The sequence below is a fragment of the Microbacterium sp. genome, assembly GCF_052102115.1.
In the GTDB taxonomy this organism is placed as follows: Bacteria; Actinomycetota; Actinomycetes; order Actinomycetales; family Microbacteriaceae; genus Microbacterium.
In genome coordinates this window covers 26,208-53,139 of sequence record NZ_JBQDVP010000018.1, presented here as the reverse complement: position 1 = coordinate 53,139, position 26,932 = coordinate 26,208, and the positions used below count along the sequence as shown (strand labels likewise).

Annotated in this window: 29 protein-coding genes; 8 read left to right on the top strand and 21 right to left on the bottom strand. The window is 70.5% G+C overall.

The window, feature by feature from the left end; genetic code table 11:
- From kdpB to ACTICP_RS07875, 6 genes are all read left to right on the top strand, one after another.
- Window positions 1-1,279: potassium-transporting ATPase subunit KdpB (gene kdpB, locus ACTICP_RS07900; protein ID WP_441891128.1), on the top strand; the 1,279-nt coding region annotated here is incomplete at its 5' end.
- Window positions 1,280-1,297: 18 nt separating this feature from the next.
- Window positions 1,298-1,912, top strand: coding sequence for a potassium-transporting ATPase subunit KdpC (gene kdpC, locus ACTICP_RS07895; protein WP_070500673.1), 615 nt, complete (start codon window positions 1,298-1,300; stop codon window positions 1,910-1,912).
- A 2-nt stretch (window positions 1,913-1,914) separates the two neighbouring features.
- Window positions 1,915-4,416, top strand: coding sequence for a DUF4118 domain-containing protein (locus tag ACTICP_RS07890; protein ID WP_441891126.1), 2,502 nt, complete (start codon window positions 1,915-1,917; stop codon window positions 4,414-4,416).
- A complete protein-coding gene (locus ACTICP_RS07885; RefSeq protein WP_070500215.1) occupies window positions 4,413-5,144 on the top strand; it encodes a response regulator in 732 nt (243 codons plus the stop codon). The genes ACTICP_RS07890 and ACTICP_RS07885 overlap by 4 nt, the downstream gene beginning before the upstream one ends.
- A gap of 217 nt (window positions 5,145-5,361) precedes the next feature.
- The gene (locus ACTICP_RS07880; RefSeq protein ID WP_441891124.1) at window positions 5,362-6,198 is read left to right on the top strand and encodes a hypothetical protein; all 837 of its coding nucleotides are present in this window, start codon (window positions 5,362-5,364) and stop codon (window positions 6,196-6,198) included.
- 52 nt (window positions 6,199-6,250) lie between these two features.
- Complete coding sequence (locus ACTICP_RS07875) at window positions 6,251-6,817, top strand: TetR family transcriptional regulator (protein WP_168165390.1); 567 nt, start codon at window positions 6,251-6,253, stop codon at window positions 6,815-6,817.
- Between the two features lie 705 nt (window positions 6,818-7,522).
- Here the strand turns inward: ACTICP_RS07875 and ACTICP_RS07870 are convergent.
- The 17 genes from ACTICP_RS07870 to ACTICP_RS07790 all read right to left on the bottom strand — a co-directional run bounded on the left by ACTICP_RS07870 (window position 7,523) and on the right by ACTICP_RS07790 (window position 21,344).
- Window positions 7,523-8,221, bottom strand: coding sequence for a hypothetical protein (locus tag ACTICP_RS07870; RefSeq protein WP_070500220.1), 699 nt, complete (start codon window positions 8,219-8,221; stop codon window positions 7,523-7,525).
- A gap of 6 nt (window positions 8,222-8,227) precedes the next feature.
- The gene (locus tag ACTICP_RS07865) at window positions 8,228-8,761 is read right to left on the bottom strand and encodes a thermonuclease family protein (protein WP_070500223.1); all 534 of its coding nucleotides are present in this window, start codon (window positions 8,759-8,761) and stop codon (window positions 8,228-8,230) included.
- An 82-nt stretch (window positions 8,762-8,843) separates the two neighbouring features.
- On the bottom strand, window positions 8,844-9,509 hold the full coding sequence (locus ACTICP_RS07860) for a DNA-processing protein DprA (protein WP_070500225.1): 666 nt from the start codon (window positions 9,507-9,509) through the stop codon (window positions 8,844-8,846).
- Between the two features lie 23 nt (window positions 9,510-9,532).
- The gene (locus ACTICP_RS07855) at window positions 9,533-9,679 is read right to left on the bottom strand and encodes a hypothetical protein (protein ID WP_157998685.1); all 147 of its coding nucleotides are present in this window, start codon (window positions 9,677-9,679) and stop codon (window positions 9,533-9,535) included.
- Between the two features lie 407 nt (window positions 9,680-10,086).
- The gene (locus tag ACTICP_RS07850) at window positions 10,087-10,422 is read right to left on the bottom strand and encodes a hypothetical protein (RefSeq protein WP_070500226.1); all 336 of its coding nucleotides are present in this window, start codon (window positions 10,420-10,422) and stop codon (window positions 10,087-10,089) included.
- A 548-nt stretch (window positions 10,423-10,970) separates the two neighbouring features.
- Complete coding sequence (locus ACTICP_RS07845; RefSeq protein ID WP_441891121.1) at window positions 10,971-12,014, bottom strand: hypothetical protein; 1,044 nt, start codon at window positions 12,012-12,014, stop codon at window positions 10,971-10,973.
- Window positions 11,995-13,029 (bottom strand): IS30 family transposase, encoded by a 1,035-nt coding sequence (locus ACTICP_RS07840; protein ID WP_441891119.1) that lies wholly within the window; start codon window positions 13,027-13,029, stop codon window positions 11,995-11,997. Before ACTICP_RS07840 ends, ACTICP_RS07845 begins: the two co-directional genes overlap by 20 nt.
- A gap of 16 nt (window positions 13,030-13,045) precedes the next feature.
- Window positions 13,046-13,390: a ParB N-terminal domain-containing protein gene (locus tag ACTICP_RS07835; RefSeq protein WP_441891117.1), complete on the bottom strand. Its 345-nt coding sequence runs from the start codon at window positions 13,388-13,390 to the stop codon at window positions 13,046-13,048.
- A gap of 435 nt (window positions 13,391-13,825) precedes the next feature.
- Entirely contained in the window at window positions 13,826-14,248 is a 423-nt protein-coding gene (locus ACTICP_RS07830) for a hypothetical protein (RefSeq protein ID WP_070500672.1), read from the bottom strand.
- 570 nt (window positions 14,249-14,818) lie between these two features.
- Window positions 14,819-15,742 carry a hypothetical protein gene (locus tag ACTICP_RS07825; protein WP_070499109.1) on the bottom strand — a complete coding sequence of 308 codons (924 nt, stop codon included), beginning with the start codon at window positions 15,740-15,742 and terminating at the stop codon, window positions 14,819-14,821.
- Between the two features lie 515 nt (window positions 15,743-16,257).
- Complete coding sequence (locus ACTICP_RS07820; RefSeq protein WP_168165356.1) at window positions 16,258-16,401, bottom strand: hypothetical protein; 144 nt, start codon at window positions 16,399-16,401, stop codon at window positions 16,258-16,260.
- On the bottom strand, window positions 16,398-16,997 hold the full coding sequence (locus ACTICP_RS07815; RefSeq protein WP_441891114.1) for a hypothetical protein: 600 nt from the start codon (window positions 16,995-16,997) through the stop codon (window positions 16,398-16,400). Before ACTICP_RS07815 ends, ACTICP_RS07820 begins: the two co-directional genes overlap by 4 nt.
- Window positions 16,997-17,767 (bottom strand): ParA family protein, encoded by a 771-nt coding sequence (locus ACTICP_RS07810; protein ID WP_070499111.1) that lies wholly within the window; start codon window positions 17,765-17,767, stop codon window positions 16,997-16,999. Before ACTICP_RS07810 ends, ACTICP_RS07815 begins: the two co-directional genes overlap by 1 nt.
- Window positions 17,768-17,922: 155 nt before the next feature.
- Complete coding sequence (locus tag ACTICP_RS07805) at window positions 17,923-18,489, bottom strand: hypothetical protein (protein WP_070499112.1); 567 nt, start codon at window positions 18,487-18,489, stop codon at window positions 17,923-17,925.
- A 111-nt stretch (window positions 18,490-18,600) separates the two neighbouring features.
- Window positions 18,601-20,583, bottom strand: coding sequence for a hypothetical protein (locus tag ACTICP_RS07800; RefSeq protein ID WP_441891111.1), 1,983 nt, complete (start codon window positions 20,581-20,583; stop codon window positions 18,601-18,603).
- A gap of 108 nt (window positions 20,584-20,691) precedes the next feature.
- Window positions 20,692-20,934, bottom strand: a complete 243-nt coding sequence (locus tag ACTICP_RS07795; protein ID WP_141748008.1) for a hypothetical protein — start codon at window positions 20,932-20,934, stop codon at window positions 20,692-20,694.
- 56 nt (window positions 20,935-20,990) lie between these two features.
- Complete coding sequence (locus ACTICP_RS07790; protein WP_070499114.1) at window positions 20,991-21,344, bottom strand: hypothetical protein; 354 nt, start codon at window positions 21,342-21,344, stop codon at window positions 20,991-20,993.
- Between the two features lie 338 nt (window positions 21,345-21,682).
- Here ACTICP_RS07790 and ACTICP_RS07785 point away from each other — a divergent pair, with 338 nt between their 5' ends.
- On the top strand, window positions 21,683-21,916 hold the full coding sequence (locus ACTICP_RS07785) for a glutaredoxin domain-containing protein (RefSeq protein ID WP_070499594.1): 234 nt from the start codon (window positions 21,683-21,685) through the stop codon (window positions 21,914-21,916).
- A 62-nt stretch (window positions 21,917-21,978) separates the two neighbouring features.
- Here ACTICP_RS07785 and ACTICP_RS07780 read toward each other — a convergent pair whose 3' ends face one another.
- Genes ACTICP_RS07780 through ACTICP_RS07765 form a run of 4 tightly spaced genes read right to left on the bottom strand, consistent with a single transcriptional unit; the run spans window position 21,979 to window position 25,657 of the window.
- On the bottom strand, window positions 21,979-23,697 hold the full coding sequence (locus tag ACTICP_RS07780) for a MinD/ParA family ATP-binding protein (protein WP_070499595.1): 1,719 nt from the start codon (window positions 23,695-23,697) through the stop codon (window positions 21,979-21,981).
- Window positions 23,698-23,713: 16 nt separating this feature from the next.
- Complete coding sequence (locus ACTICP_RS07775) at window positions 23,714-24,256, bottom strand: hypothetical protein (protein ID WP_070499596.1); 543 nt, start codon at window positions 24,254-24,256, stop codon at window positions 23,714-23,716.
- Window positions 24,253-25,404 (bottom strand): C40 family peptidase, encoded by a 1,152-nt coding sequence (locus tag ACTICP_RS07770; protein WP_070499597.1) that lies wholly within the window; start codon window positions 25,402-25,404, stop codon window positions 24,253-24,255. Before ACTICP_RS07770 ends, ACTICP_RS07775 begins: the two co-directional genes overlap by 4 nt.
- A 7-nt stretch (window positions 25,405-25,411) precedes the next feature.
- The gene (locus ACTICP_RS07765) at window positions 25,412-25,657 is read right to left on the bottom strand and encodes a hypothetical protein (RefSeq protein WP_141748040.1); all 246 of its coding nucleotides are present in this window, start codon (window positions 25,655-25,657) and stop codon (window positions 25,412-25,414) included.
- Window positions 25,658-25,930: 273 nt separating this feature from the next.
- Here ACTICP_RS07765 and ACTICP_RS07760 point away from each other — a divergent pair, with 273 nt between their 5' ends.
- Entirely contained in the window at window positions 25,931-26,932 is a 1,002-nt protein-coding gene (locus tag ACTICP_RS07760; protein ID WP_441891107.1) for a MinD/ParA family ATP-binding protein, read from the top strand.

Sequence of the window (26,932 nt, the reverse complement as noted above, 5' to 3'; positions counted from 1 at the left end):
CACCACCATCGGCGCCCTGCTCTCCGCGATCGGCATCGCGGGGATGGACCGGCTCGTCCAGCGGAACGTCCTGGCCATATCCGGGCGCGCGGTGGAGGCGGCGGGCGACGTGACCACCCTGCTGCTGGACAAGACCGGCACCATCACCTACGGCAACCGACGGGCGACGGACTTCGTCCGCGTCGGTGACGCGGGGATGCAGGAGCTCGTGGAGGCGGCTGCGCTGTCCTCCCTCGCCGACCCCACGCCCGAGGGCAGCTCCGTTCTCGAGCTCGCTCGGGAACGGGGCGTCGACGTCGGCACCGCGCCGCGGGGCGAGGTCGTGCCCTTCACCGCTCAGTCCCGCATGTCGGGCCTGGACCTGCCGGGCGGCGTCCGTCTCCGCAAGGGAGCGGGCTCCGCGATCCTCGCCTGGCTCGAGTCCGAGGGGGCCCTGCCCTCGGCGACCGACCGGGCGACGCTCGAGGAGCACGTCGAGCGCATGTCGTCCTCGGGCGGCACTCCGCTGGTCGTGGCCCGCGTTGCCGGGACCGGGGACGGGGCCGTGCTCGGCGTCATCCACCTCAAGGACGTCGTCAAGGAAGGACTTTCCGCCCGCTTCGCCGAGCTGCGCGCCATGGGCATCCGGACCGTGATGGTCACCGGCGACAACCCGCTGACCGCCGCGGCGATCGCGAAGGAGGCGGGGGTCGATGACTTCCTCGCCGAGGCCACGCCCGAGCAGAAGCTCGAGTACATCCGTGCGGAGCAGGAGGGCGGGCGACTCGTCGCGATGACCGGAGACGGCACGAACGATGCACCGGCCCTCGCCCAGGCCGACGTCGGCGTCGCGATGAACACCGGCACCTCCGCCGCGAAGGAGGCCGGCAACATGGTCGACCTCGACTCCGACCCGACCAAGCTCATCGACATCGTCGCGATCGGGAAGCAGCTGCTCATCACGCGCGGTGCGCTGACCACGTTCTCGATCGCGAACGACATCGCGAAGTACTTCGCGATCATTCCCGCGATCTTCATGGGCGTCTTCCCCGGGCTCTCCGCGCTGAACGTCATGGGGCTTAGCTCGCCCGCCTCGGCCGTGCTGTCCGCGGTGATCTTCAACGCGATCGTGATCATCGCCCTGGTGCCGCTGGCCCTGCGGGGCGTCGCGTACCGACCGATGATCGCCTCGAAGATCCTCGGACGCAACCTCGCGGTCTACGGGATCGGCGGGATTGTGACGCCCTTCGTTGGCATCTGGCTCATCGACCTGCTGATCCGGCTCATCCCCGGCTTCTGACCCCTGAGAGGAACACCTGTGAACACCACCCTCCGCAGCAGTCTGCGCACCCTCTCCGTCTCCGTGCGGACCCTGCTCCTGTGCACGCTCGTGCTGGGTCTGGGGTACACCCTGCTCGTCACCGGAATCGGGCAGCTGCTGATGCCCGCCCGTGCCGACGGCTCACCTCTGCGCGACGGCGACGGGCAGATCGTGGGCTCGACCCTGATCGGCCAGTCCTTCCTGGACAAGGACGGCGAACCGCTGGCCGAGTACTTCCAGTCCCGTCCCTCCGCGGCCGGCGACGGCTACGACGGCCGCTCCTCCTCCGGCACGAACCACGGGCCGGAGAACCCCGAGCTGATCGCCGCGATCAGCGAGCGCCGCACCGAGATCGCCGCCTTCAACGGCGTGCCCGAGGAGGACGTCCCGGCCGACGCCCTGACTGCCTCGGCCTCGGGACTGGACCCCCACATCAGCCCCGAGTACGCCGCGCTCCAGACGGCGCGGGTCGCCGAGGCTCGCGATCTGCCGCTGGACCGGGTGGAGGACCTCGTGGCTGAATACTCCCAGGGCCGCGATCTGGGCTACCTCGGCGAGCCGACGGTGAACGTCGCCTCGCTCAACCTGGCGCTGGACGAACTGGAGGACTGAGGATGACGGCACGGGGGCGGCTCCGGGTGCTGCTGGGGGCCGCTCCCGGCGTCGGCAAGACCTGCACCATGCTCGAGGAGGGCCACCGCCTCGCCGCCGAGGGCCGGGACGTGGTGATTGCCGTCGTGGAGGCCCACCGTCGCGCGGACACGGCGCGGCGCGTCGAGGGACTGGCCAGGCTGCCGCTGCGCCGGCACGAGCACCGCGGGGTGACTCTCGAGGAGATGGATCTCGAGGCCGTGCTCGAGCGCGCACCCGACGTCGCGCTCGTCGACGAGCTCGCCCACACCAATGCCCCCGGCGCCGCCCACGCCAAGCGCTGGCAGGACGTGGAGGATCTGCTCGCCGCCGGGATCGACGTGATCTCCACGGTGAACATCCAGCACATCGAGTCCCTCCACGACGTGGTCGAGCAGATCACCGGGGTGCCGCAGCGCGAGACCGTCCCCGACGGGTTCCTGCGCCGGGCCGATCAGATCGAGGTGATCGACCTGGCGCCGCAGGCGCTGCGGGACCGGCTCCGCAGCGGCCTGGTCTACCCCGCCGAGAGAGTGGACGCGGCGCTGTCGAACTACTTCCGCCTCGGGAACCTCACCGCACTGCGCGAGCTGGCCCTGCTGTGGCTCGCCGACGAGGTCGACCAGGCACTGAAGGACTACCGCTCCGAGCACTCGATCGACAGCCGCTGGGAGGCCCGCGAGCGGGTGGTCGTGGCGCTGACCGGCGGGTCCGAGGGGGAGGCGCTGCTGCGCCGCGGCGCCCGTGTCGCGGCGCGCTCCGCCGGTGGCGACCTGATCGCCGTGCACGTCACCAGCCAAGACGGGCTGCTGCACAGCAGCCCCGGGGCGCTCACCCGGCAGCGCGCCCTGGTCGAAGAGCTCGGCGGCACCTACCACCAGGTGGTCGGCGAGGACATTCCCACCTCCCTGGTGGGCTTCGCTCGCTCCGTCGACGCGACCCAGCTCGTGATCGGGGTGAGTCGGCGTGGTCGTCTCGCTGCCGCACTCACAGGACCCGGCATCGGGGCGACTGTGGTGCGCGAGTCCGGGGACATCGACGTGCACATCGTGACCCACTCCGCCGCTGGCGGCCGCCTCGCATTGCCGCGGATCGGAGGGGCGCTCACCCCCGCCCGCCGTCTGGCGGGTTTCGTCCTTGCGCTGCTGGGCGGTCCGTTGCTGACCGCCGCGCTGCTGGCCCTGCGCACCGAGGAGTCGATCACCTCCGACGTGCTCAGCTACCAGCTGCTCGTTGTCGTGGTCGCCCTGACCGGCGGGATTTGGCCCGCGCTCTTCGCCGCGCTGCTCTCCGGTCTCACCCTCGACTTCTTCTTCATCGACCCGCTGCACACGATCTCCATCGCCGAGCCGCATCACCTCCTCGCGCTGCTGCTGTACGTGACGATCGCGGTGCTGGTGAGCGTGGTCGTAGACCGTGCGGCACGACGCACCCGAGCCGCCCGACGGGCCGAAGCGGAGTCCGAGCTGCTCCAGACCGTGGCCGGCAGCGTGCTGCGCGGGGACGATGCGATCCAGGCACTCGTGGACCGCACCCGCGAGGCCTTCCAGCTGGACGCGGTCGAGGTCCGCGACGAGGACGGCACCGTGCACGCCTCCTCTGGCGCCCCCCTGCCGGAGTCCGGGACCACGGGCCTCCCGCTCGCCCAGGACGCCCGTCTCGTGCTGCACGGCGGGGACCTCCGGGCCTCTGAACGGCGCCTCCTCAGCGTCGTCGCCGCGCAGATCGACGCCGCGATCGAGCATCGCCGGCTCGCCGCGACCGCGGAGGAGATCATCCCGATCGCGGCCTCCGACAGGGTGCGCGGTGCGCTGCTTTCGGCGCTCAGCCACGACCTGCGCCGCCCCCTCGCCGCGGCGGCGACGGCCGTGGGCGGGCTCCGCACCGCCGACGGTCACCTCTCCCCGGAGGACACGCGGGAGCTCCTACTCACGGCCGAGGAGAGCTTGGACTCGCTCGCCGCCCTGGTGGGCGACCTGCTCGACGTCAGCCGCCTGCAGGCCGGAGTCCTGACCATCACGAGCCTCCCCACGGATCCCGCCTCGGCGATCGCCCAGGCGCTCGACGAGCTGGAGCTCGGCCCCACCGCGGTGCGTCTCGCCCTCGCCCATGACGAGCACACCGCCGAGGCCGACCCGGTGCTGCTCAAGCGGGCCCTCGTGAACCTGCTGGCCAACGCCGCCCGCTACTCTCCACCTGACCGACCGGTGACCCTTACTACCAGTACCTTCGGCTCCCGGCTGGAAATCCGGATCATCGACCACGGGCCAGGCATCCCCGAAAACCGCCACAACGATGTCTTCGTCCCCTTCCAACGCCTCGGCGACACCGACAACACCAGCGGTCTAGGCCTCGGACTCGCCCTGTCCCGCGGCTTCGTCGAGGCGATGCACGGCACTCTGAACCCTGAGGACACCCCGGGCGGTGGATTGACCATGGTCGTCTCCCTCCCTCTCTCCCCTCCGACGCCGCAGGAGACCCCATGAAGATCCTCATCGCGGACGACGATCCACAGCTCCTGCGCGCCCTGCGAATTACACTCACAGCCAAGGGATACTCCGTGGTCACCGCGAGCGACGGCGCCGACGCGATCAGCACCGCGATCGACGAGCACCCGGACCTCTATCTCCTGGACCTGGGCATGCCGCACTTCGACGGAGTCGAGGTGATCCAGGCCCTGCGCGGCTGGACGCAGGCTCCGATCCTGGTGGTCTCCGGGCGCACCGGCGCGCCCGACAAGGTCGACGCCCTGGACGCGGGCGCCGACGACTACGTGACCAAGCCGTTCTCCGTCGAGGAGCTGCTCGCCCGGATCCGCGCCCTCACCCGACGGGTCCCGCAGGACGAGGAAGTGATGGTCGTCCGCCTCGGCGACGTCACGATCGACCTCGCCGCCCGCAGCGTGGTGCGTCATCTACCCTCCGCCCGCCGCCAGATCCGACTCACACCCACCGAGTGGCAGGTGATCGATACCCTGGTCCGCCACCGCGGGAAGCTCGTCTCGCGCCGGACCCTGCTCACCCGGATCTGGGGCACCGAGCACGTCGAGGACACCGGCTACCTGCGCCTGTACATCTCGCAGCTGCGCAAGAAGCTCGAGGACGACCCGTCCAGCCCGCGCCATCTCCTCACCGAGCCCGGGATGGGATACCGCCTCGAGGATGCCGTTCTGGAACGGTCGGGAGGCATCGACGGGGCCGCATCGCCCTCCTGACCCTCTTCGCCTTCGACCCCGACGGGGAGACACCAGATTGACACGAGGCGCACCGAGCCAAGTAGCGCCGCAAGTGCCCCGCCATCAACCGTGCACATCCACAAAAAAACAGCCAATCTGACACACATCTGCTCACTCGGGTATACCCCAGAGTTGCACCTGCAGGCAGTTCGGGGAACGCCAAGTGGACCCGTGGCCGACGATGCAGACTCGGGGCATGACGATTCCCCCTTCGATCCCGGACCCCGCCGCCGCGCTTCGGTCAGCGCTCAAGAGCTTTGACCCGCTCGCCTATACGCGCAACGCGCTTAGGGGCTTCGATCCCACTGCCGCGGCCCGCGCCGTGATGTCTGACTTCGACCCGGCCGCCGCTACACAGGCGACCTTGCGGAACTTCGATCTGACGGCTGCTACGCACATCTCGGCGCAAAGCATCGACGTCACTGCCTTGACTCAAGCTGCGCTGAGAACGCTTGACCCATCGGCTGCGCTGAAGCGCGCGTTGGCCTCGTTCGCTCCGACCGCGATCGGGCAGGTGGAGCTAAGGACGATGTCGTTCCAGACAGGAGTCGACGTCCTAGGCATCCTCAAGAGGATGAGCCTGACGACCGACCAGGTGCCGGCAGTGCCGGTTCCGGGATTCGATGCGGCGGTCAGGGATGCTCTCACTTCTGCCGCGGCTGCCGTCGGGGCGAACATCGACCTCCCCGAGGGCGAGATCGAGTATGCGGCGATGCCCGACCCGGCGATCTCTCTCAGCCCTGAGTTTGAGGAGCTAGCGGCCTCCGCGGCTGAGCGACACCAAAGCGCAGATTGGCCGCAGACAGCGCGCACCACGATCACCTGGATCTCCTACATCATTCTCATCCTCAGCCTCACCCAGCAGGCCGCGCCCACGATCCACGAGAATGATCCGACAGGCATGACGGATGTTGTCGCAGAGCACTGGCCCGAGCAGGCCCAGCTCCCTGACTGGTTCGTGGATATCTACCTGCTGGCCTACGCCATCAAGTCCGCACGCCCTCGGTCGACGGAAGACTCTGAGAGCGACTGACCGAGAGCGTCCTGCCGGCCACGAGTCGTGTGCGACGGTGGGACGATGCGGTGTGGCCACGAGATCGAAGAACATGCGCGAACGGGACGCTCGAGTGGTCGCGGCTGCCTGGCGGTTGATCGCCCGCGAAGGTCTCGGTGCTCTCACCGTGAAGGCCCTTGCCGACGAGGCCGGCGTCGCGCCGAGCTCGATGCTGTACACGATGCCGAATCACGCGGTAGTCCGGGAGCGTGCCCTCGCGGCGATCGCACCGGCCATCCGGAAGCGGATCAACGCGCTGCCGGCCGAGCCGGCGGAGGGGTCTGAGCGGGCACGGATGCTGCTCGAGGCGATGCTGCCGCTCGACGCCGAGCGCCGTCTCGAGGCATCCGTCTTGCAGGTGCTCAGCGCGAGCGCGCTCACGGAGTCCGGCCTGCAGCCGATCTGGCGGGAGGTCGACGGGACGATCCGCGACGTGTGCGCCCAGGCGCTCCGCTCTCAGGGCATCCGCGGCGACGTCGTCGCCCTGGATCACCTCCACACGGTCATGACCGGGCTGATCGCCCAGCTCATGAACCGGGGCGAGTCCCGCTCGACCAGGTGGGCTCACGCGGTCCTCGAGCGAGCATTGGCCGGGTAGCTGCTCGACGCTCTCGTGGGCTCACCGGTTATGAGACTCGGCTCGGCCGCAAGGCGCGAGGGTGGCCCGCACCCTCGCCGCCGGGGGAAAGCGCTGGGGTGCGGGCCACGTCGAACACGCTACCTGGGCGTGGGCGGCGGGCCGCTGCTGGGCAGCGGCTCATCCCCGCCCGGAGCGCCGACGCGGTGCAGGCATCCGGCCGGCACTCCCGGACCTCAGCCGTCGGCGCCGGCGACCTGTCCCGTATAGCGGCAACGAGTGCTGGGCCGGTGTCGCTTGATCGGGTCACGGTCAGTGAACTGACACATGGGTGATCCTTTCCGCCCCGCCAGCCGGACGCTTCGCGTCCGATCGACCGGAGGGACATACCGCCCAGTGGGCGGGTCTCACCGTCATGTGTGCCGCACCGGCCGACGACGGCGCGGAGAGGATCTGCGACCCCTAGGGGGAGGCCGTCCGGATCGTCAGGGCTCGCGCGTAGGCTGGCGCGCCCACTCGGCGGGAGGAGGTGAGTCGGGAGATCGCGGAGGCGCTGGTCATGGCGGTGGCACTGGTGACGGCGATGCTCAATCTCGGCGCGGCTGTGCGGCGGCTGCTCGAGGCGGCGCGGGGTCGACCTCGTCGGGGTCGTGGCGGCCGGCACCGGGGGTGAGTCGGCGGGTGGGGTCGGCTGGCGAGCCGGCCCCTCCCGCTGCTGGGTCCGGGCTACGGGGCGGGGTCGCGATTCGGGACGATGTAGAAGAGCTGGCGGCCGCGGGCCGGGGTGAATCCGTGGCGCATGTACTTCGTGTGCAGCTCGGTCGTGTGAGCAACAGCGGTGACGACGACGCGAGGGGGAATGACGGTGCGAAGGAGAGTCCGGGCGAGCCGCGCTGCAGCCGGTTCGGTGTCCGGGAGCTGCGCGAGCATCATCAGGTCCCAGCGCTCCCCTGCTGGGATCTTGCGCCGGAGCGGGCGCAGCCGCTTCCTCTCTCGCCGGCTGTGCCGACTGCCGATCATCGCGTCGACGAGCAGCACGACGCAGAACGTCGCAGCGACACCGGTCCCTGCCTCGAGCACGTACCCCGGCTCGAGTCTCGATGCGAGGCTGAGGGGTACGCCGACCGTGACGAGGAACGCGACCACGGCGGTGCCTCCGGCGAGGCTGCGGAGGTTGCGGCGGGGCGCGGCTACGGCCACTCCGGTGCGGGACGGGTCGAGGTAGAGGTATCCGGGCACGGTGCTGTAGATCGCGATGAGCAGGAGGAACGGCGTGACGGCGAGGGCGTGCACCTGTGCGAGGCGTCGGGAGTGAAGACGGCGGCCGACGCGCGACTCGTTGGTGAAGGCACGCGAGAGGATCCACGCGGCGCGCGGGATGTCTCGCCACCGTGCGGGTCGGGGACCTGGTGCGTTGGCGGTCATGGCTGATCACTTGCTCTGGTCGAGGTCGGGGCAGGCTCTCCATGAGCCGGCACCGGCGTCGCGGGCGGTTGCGGTGGCTGCCTCGTAGTCTGCCGTGCGTGTTGGTGCAGGTTCGCTCGAGGGCGCCCAGGCGTAGGCGTAGCCGGCGGCGATGAGGGCGGCGCCGGTGTCGGTGCCGTCCTCCAGCTCGACGTAGCGCAGGAGTCGGCCGTAGCGGTCTTCGTCGTCAGCCTGGGGGTCGCTGATGAGCTCGATGGCGGTGCCCTCGGGGAGAAGGGCGCGCAGCTGCTCGGCGGCTGCCTCTCCCCCGCACTGGCCGGGCTCGTCGTCGTGCGGCAGCTCGGGGGTGTTGATGCCGAGGAGGCGCACGCGCTTGTTCTCACCTTCGCTGTCGGTGACCTCGATGGTGTCGCCGTCCAGGACGTAGTCGACGGCGGCGGTGTCCGTCGTCGCCTCCGTGGGGGCGAGGGGCGTGCAGGCAACTGTGAGAGGTGCGAAGGCGGCGAGAGTGAGTAGCGCTCGGAGCGGGGCGATGGCCATGGCGGGCTCCTGGTCGAAGGGGGTGTATCGAGTGTGCCGGGGGCGGGCGGGATCCGGGAGGATCCCGTCCGCCCCCGGGTGGTCATGCGGCGTGACGGCGGTGGTTGAGGAGGTCGGAGTGCTCGCCTCGGTAGGGGTGGGTGGTGTTGTTGGCGGTGGCGATGAGGTCGGCGTCGGCGGGGTCCTCGGTCCAGAGTTGGGCACCCTCGCGCAGGAGGCGGAGCGGGAATGCGCTCGCGGCGCTGGTGAGCGGGCCGGGGACGGCCCAGACGGAGGGGCAGGTGAGGGAGGCTCCGTAGGCGGTGCTGCGGTGCGCGCCCTCAACGAACAGGGCATGGTGGGCGATCGCGCCGCGGAGGGCGGCGGCGTCGAGGAGGTCCCAGCGGGTGGGGCCGGCGTCAGGGTCGGTGGCGACGGTGAGGAGGAGGCCTCCCTGGTCCTGCACGTGGTGGGCGAGGTGGGCGTTGCCGCGCGGGTAGGGGCGGTTCAGGCCTGCGGCCTGGACGAGGACGGTGCGGTCCGGGCGGGCGGCGCGGACGGCGGTGCCGTCGATGCCGTAGGCGGTGCTGGCGATGAGGATCGCTCCGCGCTGGGTGAGCATCTCGGTGGTGCTGGTGGTGACGGCCTCGCCGTAGGGGGTGCTGGCGCGGCTACCGGTGATGAGGACGCGGCCGGGGGCGACGAGGAGGTCGAGGTTGCCGCGGGCGGTGACCTGGCGGCCGTGGATGGTGAGGGTCTGGTCGGTCATGGTGTGCTCCTTGGTGGTGAGGGTCAGCGGTTGCGGAGGTCGGCGAGGGCCTCGGCGAGCTCGGGGCAGTCGGGCTGGTGCGCGGTGAGGTCGCGGCCGCCGCCGTAGAACTCGCTGAGAGCGGGGATGTCGCGGTGGCAGCTGTGGCAGCGGGTGGTGTTCTCGTCCATGGGTGTCTCCGTCGGTGTGGTGGGTGGCCCGGTCGTTTTTTCCCCGTTCCCTGGTGCTTTTGAACGGGCCCCGGAGCGAGGGAGCACACCCGGAGGGCCGGGTAGTCGAGAAGTTCTCGGCGAGATAAGCGCAGCGCGTCGGGAAGTTGTCGGCTGCCCGGACCCCGCGCAGCGGGGTTGTGTGGAGGAGCGCAGGGGTCATAGTGAGAAGCCCAGGACACGGGGAATGAGGGATGCGCCCCGCGACGGGTCGCGGGGCGTGCGCAGGGGCCGGCGGAGCCGGTCGCCGTCAGAGGGTCGCCGGTGAGGCGATGCTCGAGAGCACGGAGTGCGCTGTAGCGGCGGAGTGCCCGGCGCAGCCGGGCGCCGCTTGGGTGAGGGACCCGGGCCCTTGGCCCGGGTCCGGCTCACCGGTCGGTGCGGTTGTAGACGTCGCCCTCGATGTACTCGAGGCTCTCGCCCGTGGCGGGGTGCTGCGCGGTCCAGTAGTAGGCGGCGTTGTACTCGGTGACCTCCCATCCGGCGATGGTGAGCGAGCCCAGGAGTTCGCGGTCCATTCCGCCGTGGAAGAACCCCGAGTCGGAGCTGTCGCTGCCCAGGAGGCGAAGGACCTCGGCGCTGGTGGTGGGTGCGGCGGCCTCGATCTCGTCGAGCTGCCGGTGGATGCGGCCCCAGAACGGGTCCTGGCGCTGGCGAGCCTCCATCTCGAGGAGGCGCTCGTAGGTGCTGATCTCGGGGGTCATGGTGTGCTCCTTCGTCCTGCTGTTCGGGGGTGCTGACAAGGAGCGGGGGATGCGCTGGTGGGGGTGGTGCACCCCGAAGGGTCGAGCCGGAGGCGAGAGCCCGGGCAGCCGGCGAGGACCCAAGAAGATCCCGGCGAAATAAGCGCAGCGCGTCGGGATCTTGTTGGGGACCGTCGGCCGAGCGGAGCGAGCCGGGTGTGCGCCTCCCCCGCCAGTGCGTCAAGATCCCCCGGTCCAGCACCCCAGACAGGGCGAAGGGCCAGGCTCCGCCGATCGGGGCGCGCGGCACAGTCAGTGCAGTCAGTGCGCACGGTGCACGGAGTGCAGAACGGGAAGATCGGCCGACCCATCCACGGGTCGGCCGAGGCCGCACGCGGCCCGCGGGGCCGGCTGCCCGGTGCGGCGGCTCCGTCCGCCGGCGCCGGGCTGTTCCCCCGGCGCGTTTCGCGCCGGGAGGGGATGCTGCGCGCCGGGACGGCGCGGCCGCTGGCTCGGCGGGGCGCCGCCGAGGGCGGTCCGCCCCGCACGGGGCGGGGCGGACCGGTGAGTCACTGCTCGGCGCGGGCGTCGAGCAGGCCCTGTTCGAGGTCGCAGGGGGTGTAGCCCCAGGCGACGAGGACGGCGAGGTAGTCGAGGTCGGTGCCGGTCATGCCTCGCCACGTGTGCACGTCGGCGTAGGTGACCTCGATGCCTGCGAGGGCGATGGTGAGGGCGTAGATGCTGGCGCGCGCGGTGCTGGCAGGGGCGTTGTTCCTCCACCCCTCCCCGATCACCTCGGTGGTGATGCCCTTGCGGTCGTTCATGCCGTCGTGGACGCGGCTGGGGGCCTGGGCGAGGAGCCGTGCGAGGGTGGCGGCGGCGTCCTTCGGGGCGCTCTTGCGCTGGGTGAAGGTGCGCAGCCAGTCGCGGCGCACCTCGGTGGCCGCGCGCCACTCCTTGTTCCCCTCGATGACGCGGCGGCGCTCGGCCTTCTCGTCCTCGTCGAGGGGGCCGCTGCTCCCGGCGACGGCCTGGCGGTTCTCGTGCCCGTTGGCCTTCCAGTCGGTGCAGACCTCCTCCGTCTGGGCTTCGCCCGCCCAGGTGGCGACGACGATGACGGCGCGGCCGGGGCAGGTCGCGTGCTGCTCCTCGTCGATGCCGAGGGCGCGGAGCGGGGCGGCAGGTCCGCGACCGTCGTAGTAGTAGTCCCACGGGGCCTGGTCGAGGACCGTGGTGCCCTCGGCGGTCAGACGGTCGATCTCTGCGGCGACCGCTCGGGCTGCCTCGCGCTTCTGGCGCAGGCGGGAGGCGGTGTGGTCGAAGGTGCCGCGCTGGGAGGCCGCGACGAGAGACTCGACGGCCTCCTCGTCGTCGTCGAACTCGGCGAGGACTGCGGCCTGCTCGATGGTGAAGCCGGAAGCGAGGTGATCGCGGGCGGTCTGGCTCTGGCGCGCGGCGAGGCCGTGCTCGACGTTCTCCTTGCGGCTGTGGGTGCGCTTGGCGATCTGTGCGGCGGTGAGGCCGAGCAGGGACAGCTGCTCGTAGCCGTCGGCGCGCTCGGCGTCGGTGAAGCCGGTGCGCTGGTCTGCGATGTCAAGGCGTCGAAGCAACATGGGGCTCGCCGGCGAGCAGTCGAGCGAATGCCTCGGTGGGCGTGAGATAGCCCAGTCGGCGGCGGGGTCGATTGTTGATCTCCTCGGCGATGGTGGTGAGGTAGGGCTGGTGATCGGGGATCACCGTGCCCTTGGGCAGATACTCCCGGTAGAGCCGGTTCGTGTTCTCGTTGCTGGGCCTCTGCCAGGGCGAGTGGGGATCGGCGAAGTAGACCGGCATCGCCGTGGCCAGGGAGACCTTCGCGTGCTGGGCCATCTCGCTGCCCTGGTCCCACGCCAACGATGCCTTCATCATCTCGGGCAGGTCGTTGAAAAACTCGATGACCGCGTCAGCGGTTGGCTCGGCGTGTTTCGAGGGCAGGGCCAGCAGCCCGGTGAACCCGCTCATCCGCTCCACCAGCGTCGCCGCGCACGAGGTGCCGTTCTTCCCGATGATCAGGTCACCCTCCCAGTGCCCCGGCACCCGACGCTGGGCGGCGTCCTCACCTCGCTCCGCGATCGGGACCATACCTACGATTGGGCCACCGCGCGTCCGCCCGGTCGTACGTGGTCGGCGCTTGGTCCGCTTGGACTGCAGGAAGATGCCCTTGCGGGCGAGCTCACCCTTCGGGATTGCGTAGATGTACTGGTAGATAGCCTCACCGGAGACGGTTCGGCCGCGTGCGTCAGGAGAGTTCGCCATGCGTTCAACGGTCGGGTCTGCGGTCTCCAGACGCAACCGGCCCGCTATCTCGTTCGGCGTCCAGGACGCGGCCAGGTCGGCGTCCACCCTCGCCTGCAGCACCGGATCCCCCGCGACCTTCCGCTGCTGCGGGCGAGCCCGCCGACGCTGCGCTCTGACGTCTGCGGTCACGGCTTGGTAGCCGCGGGTCTTCGTCGAGTTCCGGTGAAGCTCCCGCGAGATCACCGACGGGCAACGCCCCAGGTGACGGGCGATCCTCCGCACCGACCAGCCCGCTTTCGAGGCCGTCGAGATCTCCGACCTGTCACTGAACGACAACCCCACCCGCGCCATCCGCACACTCCACCGATCAGACCCCCGCCGACCGGGAGTGTTGCTTCGACGCTATGGCACCACCGTCGTTCTCGACCATCTGCGTGATGATCCGTCCGGCCTCGTCCGGGGTCTCGGCGAGGTAGACGGGGATGGTCTCGCGCTGGGTCTCTACGGCGGCGAGGGTGCGGCGCTGCCCCTGCAGGACGTGCACGGCTCCGTCCTGGTCGCGGTAGCCGACGACGGGCTGCATGACGCCGTGGTCGCGGACCGAGGCGACGAAGTCCTTGTCGAGGCGGGCGTCGGTGCGGACGTTGGTGTCCAGCACGATGGTGGTGGGGTCGACGTGCACGAGCGTGCGCGTGGTGTCGGTGGTGGTCATGGTGTGCTCCTTTCGGCCAGTGGCCGGGATCGTTTTTTCCCCGTCCTCCTGGTGCTTGTGAACGGGCCCCGGAGCCGCGGCACGCACCCGTAGGGCGGTGGGGCCGAGAAGTTCCCGGCGAAATAAGCGCAGCGCGTCGGGGGGTTCTCGGTCTCCGCCGACCCCGCGGAGCGGGGTTGCGTGCAGTGGCGGAGGGGTCATAGTGGAAAGCCCAGGAGGACGGGGAACATGAAGGGCCGATCCGGGGCGGGCCCCGGGTCGGTGAGGGCCGGCGGAGCCGGCGGCCGTCAGGGTGCTGCCCGCTGGGCAGTGCCCCGAACTGCACGGAGTGCATGCGTGGCACGGAGTGCGGTGTGGACACGGCACGAGCGCAGCGAGTTCCGATTGGGCGGCACGGGCCGCCCGCACAGGGTGGTGGGGCGGCCCGTGCGGTGGTCAGCTACCACAGGGGGTTCCGGCTGCCGCTTCGGCGTCGGCTGCCCAGGCGGCGGCCTCGTCGGCGTCGAGGGCCATACCGGTGTTGGGCCAGTTGTCGCTGACGGTACGTGCGGCCCGGGCGCAGAGGGAGGCGTAGCGAGCGAGGCGGGTGGCTCGGTACGGGTCTGCTCCGTCGATCTGCTGCGCGGCGTCCCTTGCGCGGTGCGCGTAGTCGGAGGTCCAGCGCACGGTGCGGTGCAGGGTCTGGGTGGCGATGGAGTCATGACCGACGTTCTCGAGGTAGTACGTCTCCCCTCCGCTGCGCACGGTCACGCGCGCGTAGCGCTCTCCCCCGGGCTCGGCCATGGTCACCACCGCCCCGCGCAGGAAGTCGATGGAGCCGGTGTAGGTGCGGCGGGTGACGGTGAACTCGCGGGTCATGGTGCGCTCCTTGGTGGTGTGGGACCGGGATCGTTTTTCCCCGTCCTCCTGGTGCTTGTGAACGGGCCCCGGAGCCGCGGAGCGCACCCGGAGGGCGGCGGCGCCGAGAAGTTCCCGGCGGAGTAAGCGCAGCGCGTCGGGAAGTTCTCGGCGGCTGCCGACCCCGCGGAGCGGGGTTGCGCGCCGTGGCGAAGGGGTCATAGTGGAAAGCCCAGGAGGACGGGAAATCTATGGGCCTCGAGGCGGGCGGGCCCGTCTCGAGGTGAGTGGCCGACGACGTCGGCCTCCATCAGTCGGCAGCGACAGCTGGTGACAAGTGGTTCAGATGGTGCACGCAGTGCATTGAGTGAGGACGAGCGGATGCGAGTGCGTTGGGAGGGGCGGCCAGGGATGTCCGCAGCGGCAGCTCGCAGGCGCGGAGCGTCTGCGCATAATGCTCGCAAGGCAGCCCGGGTCGCCCCTCCCCCATCGCGCGAAGCGCGCTCCCGTGCGCAGCACGGGAAGGCCCGCGCCCTTTCGGGGCGCGGGCCGAGTGGGGCGGGCGGTAGCGCCCGCCCCACTGTGGCCGTGTCAGCCGACGAACCAGGTCGGGTAGGTCAGCTTGGTGACGACGGCGAAGGCCGTGTTGGCGAGTGAGCACGAGCGATCGTGCAGCAGCGCCGTCTCGGCGGCGTGGAGCGCCGCGCGGGCCCGGGCCTCGCTCCACAGTAGGAGGCTGGCGATCGCGTAGAGCACCGCGGACGCCGACGCGTCAGTGGTGTGTGCGCCGACGTACTGCGCGACGAGCGCGGCGCGGGTGAGCTGGCCGCCCTGCGGCCGGCTGCGGGTTCCGAGCAGCGCAGCAAGCACATCCCTGTCGCCGCTCGCGTCGTCCAGCTCGGCGAAGCCGAGGCGGACGGCGGCGAGCAGGAGGCGGTCCCGTGCCGTGCCGTCGGCGATCGCTGCGGCGATCTCCGCGACGAGCTTCTCGTCGGGTCGGCGACCGGTGACCACGGCGTGGATCCACGGCTCGAGGAGCTCGTCGAGGTCGACCTCGTCGGTGGCGGGGTCCACCGGCTCGAAGTCTCGCGAGCGAGTGCGTGCCCAGACCTCGAGCTCGGTCGGTCGGCCGAGCTCGGCGGGGAGCGAGGCGATCGCGGCAGCGAGCGTTGTGCGCTTCTCCCCCGGCAGCTCCATCAGGTAGTCGCCGGAGCAGAGGACGACGGCCGCGAAGTGCAGGCCGGCGAGTCGGCGGAGCACGGTGTGTGCGTCGTGAGCGGCGAGCTCGAGGCCGTGGTCGTGGACCACCGTGAGGACGACGTCCTGCGTGGAGAGAGGCTGGAACGCTGCGGCGGAGAGGTCCAGCGGGTAGTCGGCGTCGGGGTCGACGCCGAACGTTGCCGACATGCCGTTCTCGCCGGTGCCGGCGAGGATGAATCCTCGCGGCAGCGGCTCGGCGAGAGAGGTCAGCGTGTACGCAGCGAACTGCGCGGCGGTCAGCTGAGTGATGTCCATGGTGTGCTCCTTCGGGTTGGGCGCGCGAGCGCCTGGCGACCCCGCTGTTGCGGGACCTTCCCTTTGGGGACTCTGCAGCGGGGTGGGCTGCAACCCCGAAGAGCGGAGGGTTAGGGGGACTTTTTCGCCTGAGCTTGCGAAGGTAAAAAGTCCCTCTGACCTGGAGCGTGGGTTGCAGCTCGGGGCCCCCCGCGGAGTAGAATGAGAGGTCCTGCAGCAGCAGCTAGGTGACCACGCTGGAAGCCAGGGCGTGGCGGCCGTGCGGAGCGCAGCGGAGCCTTGGACGCCGCACAGCTCAAGCCCGCGTAGCGGGGCCTCAGCAGATGAACGAGCACGGTGCGTGCGATAGTGGCGAAGCCGCTCGCGCCGTTCCATGGAGCACGTCGTGCTCCAGGAGCAGCACGAGCATCGCGAGTTCCGCGGTGAAGGCCTCAGAGCACCGGCAGTGCGCCTAATGCAGGTAGTGCACACAGTGGATAAGAGGCCCGCCCGGGCGGGAGCCCAGGCGCGAGCGGTCAGCGCAGCTCGTCCGGGATCTCCCCGAAGTCCAAGCGCGCCACGTCGAGTTTCGCCTCCTCCTGCTCAGGGTCGAGCAGGAGGAGGGTCAGGGCGTCCTCGACAGTGCTTCGTGCTCCGCTGTGCGAGTCGGAAGGGCTCATCGCAGATCCAGACGAGGGAGGCGGGCCGGAGGCTCGGGCAGCGCCGTCATGCCGGCGCGGCGAGCAGCCTGCTGGGCCTGCCAGCGCAGCGCGTAGCTGTAGAACACGCTGCGGGAGCGGTCGACGACGCCGGCGAGCCGGTCCTGACGCATGGCGTCCCCGACAGCGTCCGCGACGTCGTCGGGGACGAGGAGCTGCTGTGAGCGGTTTGCGCCGGCGCCGGCGGGGCCGAGGCTCTCTCGAACGGCCTGGCGCCCTTCGACGGTGAGGGCGGCGAGCTCGCCGATGGCGCCGGCGGCCCAGAGGCCGAAGCTTCCCGGCGAGCCGGGCCGGTGGTCGAAGTCGACGATGTACGCCGAGCGCACGTCACGCAGGTCATCCGGCGTGAGGTAAACGCTGCTGCGGCGGGTGGGCTCCTCGGAGGCCGGGGGCGCGGGACTCGCGGCGGCGGGGCGCTCTGCCGGAGTCGATGCGGGCTGCTGGGGCGTGGGGGTCTGCTCCGCTCCCCCCTCCTCACGGGTTGACGCGTCGTCGACAACGCCGGCGATCGCCTCGGCGTTGCGCTCGGAGAGGCTGCGTCGCTTGGGCTTGGCCATCAGTGGGCTCCCATCGTGAGGGTGAGTAGGTGATCGGTCGCGGCGCGGTAGTCGGCCGCGACCGCACTGTCGGGGTCGTAGACGCTCACGCCCATGCCTGCGGTGTAGGCGTCGCGCACGGCGACGGCCTGCCGCACGGGCGGCGTGACGCGATCGCCGTAGCGCTGCGCGAGGAGCTCGAGGATCTCCCGATCGAGCAGGCGGCGAGAGTCGACCATGGCCGGGACGACGGCGCTGATCTGCAGCCCGGGGCGGATGCGACGCGTCAGGCGCTCGGCGATCACGGCCTCGAGGCGGTCGAGCTGGTCGTATGCCTCGGTGGCAGCCTGCAGGCTGACGATCACATGATCGGCGGCCGCGAGTCCTGCCATGGTCAGAGCGCCAACGTTCGGAGGTGTGTCGATGACGACGTGGTCCCACCGCTCCCCCACCGTCGGCAGCATGTCGCGCAGGCTGGTGACCAGGTCGGGCGGCGGCTGCTCCTCGAGGGCGGTGAGGTCGTGGGCTCCGACGATCACGTCGACGCCCTGCGCGGTCGGCGCCGGCTCGGCCGCTTCCCGCAGGGTGGCGGAGGCGTCCAGCACCTCGGCGGCGGTGGCTTCGATCGGGGTCTCCTGGGTGATCCCCAGGCGGGTTGACAGGTTGCCCTGCTGGTCGAGGTCGATGGCGAGGACGCGGAAGCCGCGGCGAGCCAGGGCCAGGGCGATCTCGACTCCGGTGCTGGTCTTGGTGGACCCACCCTTGGGCAGGGCGCATGTGTAGACGGCCATGGGGCTCCTCTCGGTGGAAACAGGTTATAGCACTGTGTGCACTAGTGCGAACCGTGCAGTCGGTGCACAGTGTGCCCGAGCAGGTGGGGCGCGATGCACTCGCCTTAGACAGTGCGTGTAATGCACATGGCACGATTGGTGCATTAGCGGGATGACTAGTCGGCGACCTGGTACTGACGGGGCCGCTGCGCGGCGTAGCGGAGGCGTCGCGCCCACTGGTCGAGCTCGGGCACGATCTCGACATCGGGGCGCACCAGAAGCGCGTTGGATCCTGCGGTGGCGGCGGTCAAGATCGGGCCGGGCACGCAGGCGATGCGTGGCGAGTGGGGGAGGGCGGAGTGGGCCTGCTCGATGACGAGCGCCGCGTCGGCGAGATGTGCGAGGAGGAGGCTGGCGGGCCCCTCAAGCACCAGGGCCCCGCTCGAGGCGAGCGTCTCGTGCCACTGCGTGACGCCGCGCCGGGCAATCACGACTGCGCGGTCGGGCGCGCTCAGGGTGAGCGCGTCGAGCGCGGCCCCGGCGATGCCGGGGCCGTCGTGGAGCAGCACGCAGCTATCGCTGTGCTCGACAACGGCCAGCGCCGCGTGCTCGGCGACGCGTGTGCCGTGAGGGGTGGGGTCCAGGGATCCGAGGATGTGGACCAGTCGGGTCTCGAGGAGGTCGAGGCGGCCGTAGGCGCGAACGGCGAGTCCGTCGATCGCGAGTCGCGTGGGGATGGACATGGGTCCTCCTGTCGAGGAAAAACACTCGTTGCACTATCTGCACTCGGCACTCTATATGCACTAGTGCATACAGTGCAAGTAATGGCGAGAGTGCGAGTAGTGCAGGTGGTGTTAGCTCGCTTCCCGGGCCTCGCCCGGTGGCTCTTCGAGCGAGTCCAGGTACATCTGGGCGAGGGTCTCCTCGACCTCGGGATCGGTCTCGTCGACGTCGCGGACGACGCGGATCCAGGGCCGTTCGCGACGGAGCTGCTCGAGCTTGGCCCAGTAGTCGGCTCGCTCACGGCGGTGCTGGTGGATGCGGCGTACGCGGGCCTCGATGGCGCCGAGCTGCTGCGCCAGGCGCTCGAGGCGGGCGTCGTCGGCCGCGAGCTCGTACCCGTCGCGGTCGTTGCCGGCGATCAGGCCGTAGGCGAGGGCGGTGTCGCGGGCGTCGCGATAGGCGTCGTCGCTCAGGCCGGTGACCAGGGCGATGCGTGCGCGCGAGGTGGCTCCACGCTCGACGGCCTCGAAGAAGAGCCCGGTGGCCTTGCCGAGCACGGTGAAAAGGGGGCGGACGGCCTGGGTCTTCCCGGGTCGCCACTGCAGCTCGTCGACGAGGGCGGCGTGGCGGTCGGGGATGCGCAGCTCGTACTGATCGGCGTAGATCCCGCGACCGCGGGCGACGAGAACCACCCACGGGTCGTCCTCGGCCGCGAGGGCGCGCAGAACGGCGGCAGCACCGGTGCGAGAGTCACCGACGGCCACGGAGTGCCAGCGGACTCCCATCGCGGTGACGGTGGAGCCGACTGTGCTGGCGGCCTGGCCGAGGGCGCGCAGTGCCATCTGGTAATCCCAGCCTCGAGCCCCGGGGTACTCGCTGGCGGCGTAGCGCTCGACGAGCGTGATCCATGAGCGGATCACGCCGTACGTGTCGTGCACCGAAGGAGAATCCCCCCCGCCCCGGGTGTGTGTAGTGGCGCTAGTGTCAGAACTGACGGCAGTATCGTCCCTGGTCACGATGACCCGGCCGCTTTTCTGGCGCTCGCGGCGGGCGATCTCGGCGGCCGCGCGGGCGTACTCGTCGCGGAGGCGGTCGCCATGCTTGTGCTCGAGGAGGGAGCGCAGGCCGGGCCACTGGGGCTCCTCGCCGAGCATCCGGGCGCGGACGTCGGTCTCGGTGAGGCCGGTGGCGATCGCAGACATGAGGACCGCGCGCCGGGCTTCGGACGCGCTGGGGTAGCCGTGGGCTCGCCAGTCGCCGCGCTGGGCGAGGTCGGTGCACGCGGTGCTCATGTGGCGGCCGATGCCGCGCACGAGCACGGCGCGGATCTCCTCGTCGGGGATCGCGTCGGCGATCGGATCGCTCGAGCCGGCCTCACGCGCCCGTGTGCGGCGCTCTGCGCCGCGTTCACGGTCCTCCTCGAGAAGTGCCCGCAGCTCGTCCGCCAGGGCCGTACGGAGGCGCGTGAGGGCTCTGGTGGGGGAGTGGGGGCCGGCGGCGATCGCGCGTGCCGCGTCGGCGTCGTGTGCGAGCTCCCGGTGGCCGCCTCGCTTGTGGGCGCTGCCGGGGATGGTGATCAGCCCGTCGCTGACGTTGCTGGTGGGCTTGAGGTCGAGCGTGGAGAGGCGCCGGCCGAGGGCGAGGACGAGCGAGTGCGCCTCCTGGGCGCCGAGGGGCTCCTCGAGCAGGACGTAGATGTGCGCGCCGCCGTGGGCCCGGTCCATGAGGTAGTTGAAGCCGCACTCGTCCAGCAGCGCGGCCGCGGTGGCGACGTCGTCCTCGACGGCGGCGATCTGGTCCTCGGTGCGGTCGTGAGCGTCGAAGTCCAGCGGCAGGAACCGGGTGCGGCCCTGGGCGTCGTAGACGTGGACCGCGACGGGCTGCGAGGGCGGCGCCTCGGTGAAGCGCTCGACCCTTCGGCCGAGACGTCGCGGGAAGGCGACGCTCGTGCTGCGGCGCTCCGCCAGGCGGATCAGCGGTCGCTGGTTCAGCAGCTCGAGGCACAGTCGCCACGTGTCGGTGGGGGAGAGGGTGGCGTCGGAGGCGGCGCGAGACACACCGGTGGTGTCGTACTTGCCTACGACGACGCGACCCCCGTACTCTTGGGGGTACAACTTGATGAACCTCCTTGCTGGTTCTCCCCGGGTCGTCAGCTGCAACTGACTCCCGAAGACTTCTGAATCGCCCTCGCACCTGCGCCAACAGGTTCGGGGGCGAAGTCTTTATGCGGTCCTCTCGCTCTCGTCAAGGTCCATGCGAGGCTGAGCTGCTCCAACCTCGTAGATTGCCGGGTCGAGCTCGTCAACGTGGCGCTCAAGCACTTCGATGACGATCTCGCCCATGGTCTTGCCTGTCAGCTCCTTGATCCGCGCGATGCGATCGGCGAGAGGCATAGGAACAGGCACACCGATGGTGCGGCGTGGCCCCTTCGAAGGCCGTCCCACTTTGGCGTGCTTGTTCTCCATAGGGGCAACACTACACAGATTTCGCGAAACAGCGACGTGGTTGAGGCGTGTCGCGGTCATGATTCGGCCTCCCAGGGGGTGTGGGTGGTGATCGTGCCGTCGGTGATGCGTCCGTAGTAGGTGGCGTCGCTGGCGATGGTGGTTAGAGCGATCCAGTCAGCGGGCCATCCGGGGACGCCTCGAACGAGCGCGTCGCGGTAGACGTGGCCGTTGTAGTAACCGGGGACGCCATCGATGACGCGGAAGAGCTTGTCGGAGTGCCGGGGGACGAGCAGGCTCTCGCTCTGGCTCAGGGTCACGCTCCAGTCGGCGATGTCCGGGTGCTCGGCGCGTGCGTGCTCGAGCAGGGCGTCGACGAGCTCGTGAACGGTGGCGCGGTGGCCGTCGTGTACTCGGTCCTGGGGGTCCATGCTCAATGCCTGTTCATGCCGCTGCTGCGGAGTGGGTGACTTGGGGTCCGTGCGGGGATGGGCGATTGCGATGTGCGGGCACCTGCCAGGGCTTGGGCGGTGAGCAGACCACGCTGCCACCTCGGGCGGTTCCGCAACCCGGCTCGCTGCGCTCGACCCGCGGCGGGCGAGAACTTCTCCGACGCGGTCGCAAGCTCCCTTGTTTCGCCGGAGAACTTCTCTCCCTTGGGGCTGCCCGGGTCCTCCGCTGCGCTGCGGCCCTGCGGGTGCTCCACCGCCTGATCGAGGCGGCGTCTGTGTCCTGTCACCACCCGGACAGCCCAGGCAGGAGAGCCACCATGAACAGCGAGATCGTCACCATCTACACCCGTCCCCTCTGCGGTCCGTGCACCGCGACGAAGCGCGCACTGGCGAAGGCTGGCATCGCCTTCGTGGAGGTGTCCCTCGAGGACGTGACCGACGATCAGCGGGCCGCTTTCCAGGCTGCGGGCTTCATGGAGGCTCCGGTGGTGCTGACTCCGGGCGGGGACGCCTGGGCGGGGTTCCGGCCGGATCGGATCAAGCAGCAGTGACGCTGCGGGGTCCGTCCCCTCGGGGGCGGGCCCCGTGCCTCGCGCGCAGCCAAGGGCCATCGTCAGCCCTCCTTGGTGCCAGCGAGGCCGTGGGCGATTGCGGCGGTGGCTTCCTGGTAGGCGGCGCGGGTGGGTGCCTGCAGCGCGTCGAAGTCGATCTCGTCGCCGCTGTCGAGTGCGGGGTCGAAGGGGATCGGGATGATGGCCCGGACGCGTTGCTGGAACTTGGCGGCGATCCCGGTGGCGTCGCCGCGGCGAGTCGCAGAGTCGTTGAGCAGGACGACGGCGTTCTCGACCAGGTCCCCGTGACCGAGGCTCTCGAACGAGTCGAGCATGGCCTCGGCGGCGTGGGCGCCGTCGGCGCCGGCCGAAACGGGGACGACGAGCTGATCGGCGGCCTCGAGCGCGGCCTTGAAGTGCGAGACGCGGTGATTGTTGCCGGTGTCGATGAGGATCAGGGAGTAGAACCGGCCGAGGATCTCGTGGACCTTCTCGAAGGCGTCTGCGTCGACGAGGTCCTGGCGGTCGCGGGACTCGTCGGAGGCGAGGACGGTGAAGAGGTTGTCACCCTGGGAGCGGGTGAAGCGTGCGAGGGTGGAGCGCTTGCTGCCCTCGACGGTGGTGAAGTCGTCGGCGGCTTCCTCGAGCAGGTCGACGACGCTGCGGGCGGTGGGGGCCTTCTTGGCGCGGAAGCCGAGGTTGCCCTGAGTCTCGTTCGCGTCCCAGGCGATGACGTCGCCGCCGCGGATCCGGCCGGCGGTGGCGCCGATGCCGTAGGTGACGGTGGTCTTGCCCTGCCCGCCCTTGTAGTTGGCGATGATGACCTTCTTGGGCTCCTCGAACGGGGTCTGGATGATGGCGCGCTCGGCGCGGTCCTTCTCCGCGGCCGCGCGTTCGCGGATGGCACGGCGGGTCTCCCGCGCCGCCTCCTCCTGGGCGAGCTGCTCATCGGCGCGACGCGCCTCCTCCTCGCGCGCGATCTCCTGACGCAGGCTCTCGCGGCGCACGGCGAGCTCCTCGTCGGTGGGGGCGAGCTTGAGCCCCATGCCGTTGAGGGTGCCTCGGAAGCCGTGCGCGGCGGGCTGCTGCGAGATGTCGGACCAGCGGGGGTCGGCGTCGACGGCGTCGGGAGCGGCCGGCGGATCAACGACCGCCGGGCCAGTGTCGGGGCCCGGCGCGTGCTGGCTCTCGTTCTGCTGGGTCGGGGCCACGGAGGAGTGGACGTCGGATTGCACCTCGCGGAAGGTGTGCAGCTCGTCGACGGGGGAGCCCTGATCGACGGCAGGGGAAGGGGTCTGCGGCGCCGGAGCGGAGTGCCGTGGTGCTGCGGGAGGCTCGGTGGCGATCGCGCGGGGGCGCGTGGCCTCGAGGTCGTCCTGCGCTCCGGGGACCTCGCTGATGATGGGGTCGGTGGCCGGCTGCTCCCAGGAGGGCGCGGGCTGACCCGTGACGGGGCGGGAGCGCGTCACGTCGAGGTCCGCCTGGGCGTCGGGGATCTCGACGGACGGTGCACTGACGGTGGACGGCCGCGCGGCTGCAGCGTCCTCCTGGGGGCGTGGGGTGACGGTGCCGTCGGTCCCGATGAGCAGGGGCCAGGTGCGGCCGCTCTCGGTGGCGGTCGCAGGGAGTGGTCGGCCGAGCTCGGCCGCGCGCTTAGCGATGCGCGCGGTAGCCTCCTGGCGCGCCTCGACGGCTCCCGAGGCCGCGAGCGTCGTGGTCTCGCCGTCGACGGTGACGGATCCGGTGCCGTCGTGGTTGATGGTGATCTGGGCGTCGGTCATGGCGTGTCTCCTGGGGTCACTGCTCGGTGGTGGCGGGCTCGATGCCGCTGGTGAGCCATTGGTCGGTGGGGGTGGGACGGGTGACGGTGAGGGTGAGGTCGCCGGCGTTGGTGGGGATCGTGACGGTGGCGCTGGCCATCGTTGCGGCGACGATCTCGGGCTCACCGGTGATCTCGGTTTCGGCAACTCGGTAACCCCACCAGCGGTCTCGGTACGAGTCCTGCGCGATCGGGGTCAGCGTCTCCATGAGCCGTTCCTGCCACTCACGCTGTTCGAGGGTCGCGCCCTGGACCCAGACCTCGGCGGTGATGGTCGCTGCGGCAGCCGCGCCATCTCGTGCGTCCTGGTCGGCCTCTTCGTCGATGAGGCTGTCGTCCGGGATGTCGTCGGGGCCGTCGCTGGTCGGGGAGGGCGTGCTGTAGGTCCAGTCCGGTTCCTCCGGGGTGGACTCCGTGGGCGCCGGCGGGGGCGTCGTCGGGGCCGGCTCGGACGGGGTGCAGCCGGCGGCGAGCACAACGAGCGCGGCGGCGGCGACGTACGGGAGGCGTCGGTGGATCATGCGGGCTCCTCGGTGGTGCTCGGGAGACGGCGCACGTCGACGAAGCCGCGGCCGTCCTCGACCTGGGCGTCGATCTCCTGGACGCCGGGCTCGGTGCCGCCGTTGTAGCGCGTGGACTCGATCATCTTGCCGTCGCCGGAGTAGATCGCGACGTGGCTGATGGCGTCGGGAGAGCCGACGGCGCCGGTGCGGCCCTTGGCGTAGAAGATCAGGTCGCCGGGCTGGATCTGGTCGGGCGGGACGCTGGTGGAGGCGAGGCTGTCGAACTGGGCCTGGGCCGTGCGGCCGATCTCGTTGGAGTCGAGCCCGAAGGCGAAGAGCACGAAGCCGCTGCAGTCAATGCCGGTGTCAGGTCCGTGCGTGCCCCCGCCGCCGAACTCGTAGGGCGTCCCGAGCAGGGTCCGGCCCCGCGCGAGGGCCTCGGCAGCGTCTCCGGTGGCCTCAACGGTGGGGGCGGCGCAGTGGTCCCCGCCGCTGTCGCTGGCTCCGCCGGCGTCGCTGGTGCTAGCGCTGTCGACGCTGACGTTCGCGTTCGCCAGTCCCGCGAGGATTGCTTCGGCCTCGTCGAGGTGCTCGGCGTAGGCGTCGGGATGGGCGGAGCGCTGCACCGCCTGGGCTGCTGCGGCAGGTTCCATGGATTCCCAGCCGGAGATGTCCGTGAGGCCGGGGATGTGGCCGTAGCCAGCGCCTCCGCCGGCCGTGCCGTAGTCGCCCTCGCTCTCGGCGGTGACGCCGTTGTAGAAGGCTGTGGCGGCGTAGGTGATGTCGTTGACGTCCTCGAGGGAGCCGTACCAGCCGTCCAGCTGTCGCTGCTGGAACACGCCGGCGTCGCCGTTCTCGTCGGGGCTGGCGGTGCTGGGGTGGTTGCCGAGCTGGCTTTCCTGCATCGCGGTGATGAGCGCGACGAGCTGTCCCTGTTTCCCGAAGCCTTGCTCCTGGCCGACCTGGGCGATGACCGCGGCGTTGCGGAGCGCGTCGCCGCTGTGGCCGGCGATCTCCTCGGGGAGGCCGTCGACGCTGACGGTGACGGCTGCGCCGCCCGGGAGGCACATGGCTGCGCTGTCCTGGTCGTCGAGCACGGCTGCGCCGACAACGGTCACTCCCAGGAGTAGGACGCCTCCGACACCGAGTGCGAGGACCTTCTTCATGGCTCCATCACTCCTGAGTGCTGGGGCTCTGGCGAGGGTCGAGCTGCGCGAAGACGATCTCGCGGGGGATCAGGACGGTCGACTTCGGGGCGTCCGAGAGCGTCAACGCCCCCGTGAGCTGCCCCTCCTTGATCCAAGTCAGGATCGTGAGCTTCGTCCACCCGGTGAACTCAGCGATGTCGGTCGCATCCATCATCATCGGCCAGTCGCGGCGCATCGCCCGATCGAACTGAGGTTGTGCAAGTTTCCGCATGCTTGCATGCTACGGGAACATGCGAGACTATGGAAGCATGATGAGACGTAACCACAGGGGGCTGCAGTGAACGACTGGCAGGGCGGGAGCTACGAACGCCGGCAGAGCGCTGCCCATGAGCTTCTTCAACAGTCCGGTCACCTCCCTGGGGCGGCTACCCCCGCGGAGGCGGAGACGGCAGAGTCCCGGGAGGACCGAGCGGATACGAAGAAGGGACCTGCTTCCCCCCTGATTCCCCCGAATCGTTCAGGCGTCACGCAGACTTCCACAGACGTGAGTGACCTCACAAATCGGCCGTCATATGACGATCTCGCGGTGGCCTCTCCCGGCGACCATCGCCTGGTGGCGTCGGAGGGGTGGCGTCGCCGCCTCGCCCGGGCCACCCTCGGTCTGGTGAAGCTGCGTCCGGGCAAGGAGGAGCTGTCCCGGCTCGATGACGAGCGGGACGCGGGCCTGCAGCTCTCACGCCCCATGACGGTCGCGGTCGCGAACCACAAGGGCTCGGCCGGAAAGACTCCCGTGGTGGCGCTGCTCGCCGCGATCCTCGGTGAGCATCGCGGCGGCGGGGTCGTCGCCTGGGACAACAACGAGAACCAGGGCACGCTGGGGCTGCGCACCGCAGTAGGGCGGTTCCCCACCACGGCGGTCGACCTCCTGGACAGCGCGGAGCTCTTCGAGACGGGGCGCGGGGGGACAGGCGATCTGGGCCGGTTCCTGCGCCACCAGCAGGTGGGCAAGTTCGACGTCCTCGCCTCTGCGGAGGACTCCCGCAGCATGCGGATGATCGGCCACGACGAGTTCATGAGGCTGCACGCGATCCTCTCGCGCTTCTATCAGCTGATCGTGGTCGACACCGGCAACTCACTGCTGGCCCCGAACTGGACCGCAGCCGCCGACACCGCCGACGTGCTGGTGATCCCCCTGCGCTGGTCGTACGACCACGTTCGCTCCGCGCAGCAGATGATCGTGCAGCTGCACGAGATGGGCCGCGACGACCTGGTCCGCAACGCGGTCACGGTCATCTCCCACGTGCGCGGCGCCGCGGTCGATCGCGAGAACGCGCCGAAGTGGCGGGAATGGTTCGAGGAGAACACCGCCGAAGTGCTCGAGATCCCGTACGACCCGCACATCGACGCCGGCTCACGGCTGTCCTTCGACCGTCTCGCTGCTCCCACGCAGCGAGCATTCCTGCGCCTGGGAGCGACCGTCTCCCGGACGCTGGCGGACATCGACAACCCCTACCTGACCGCATCACCCACCACGGAAGGAAACTGA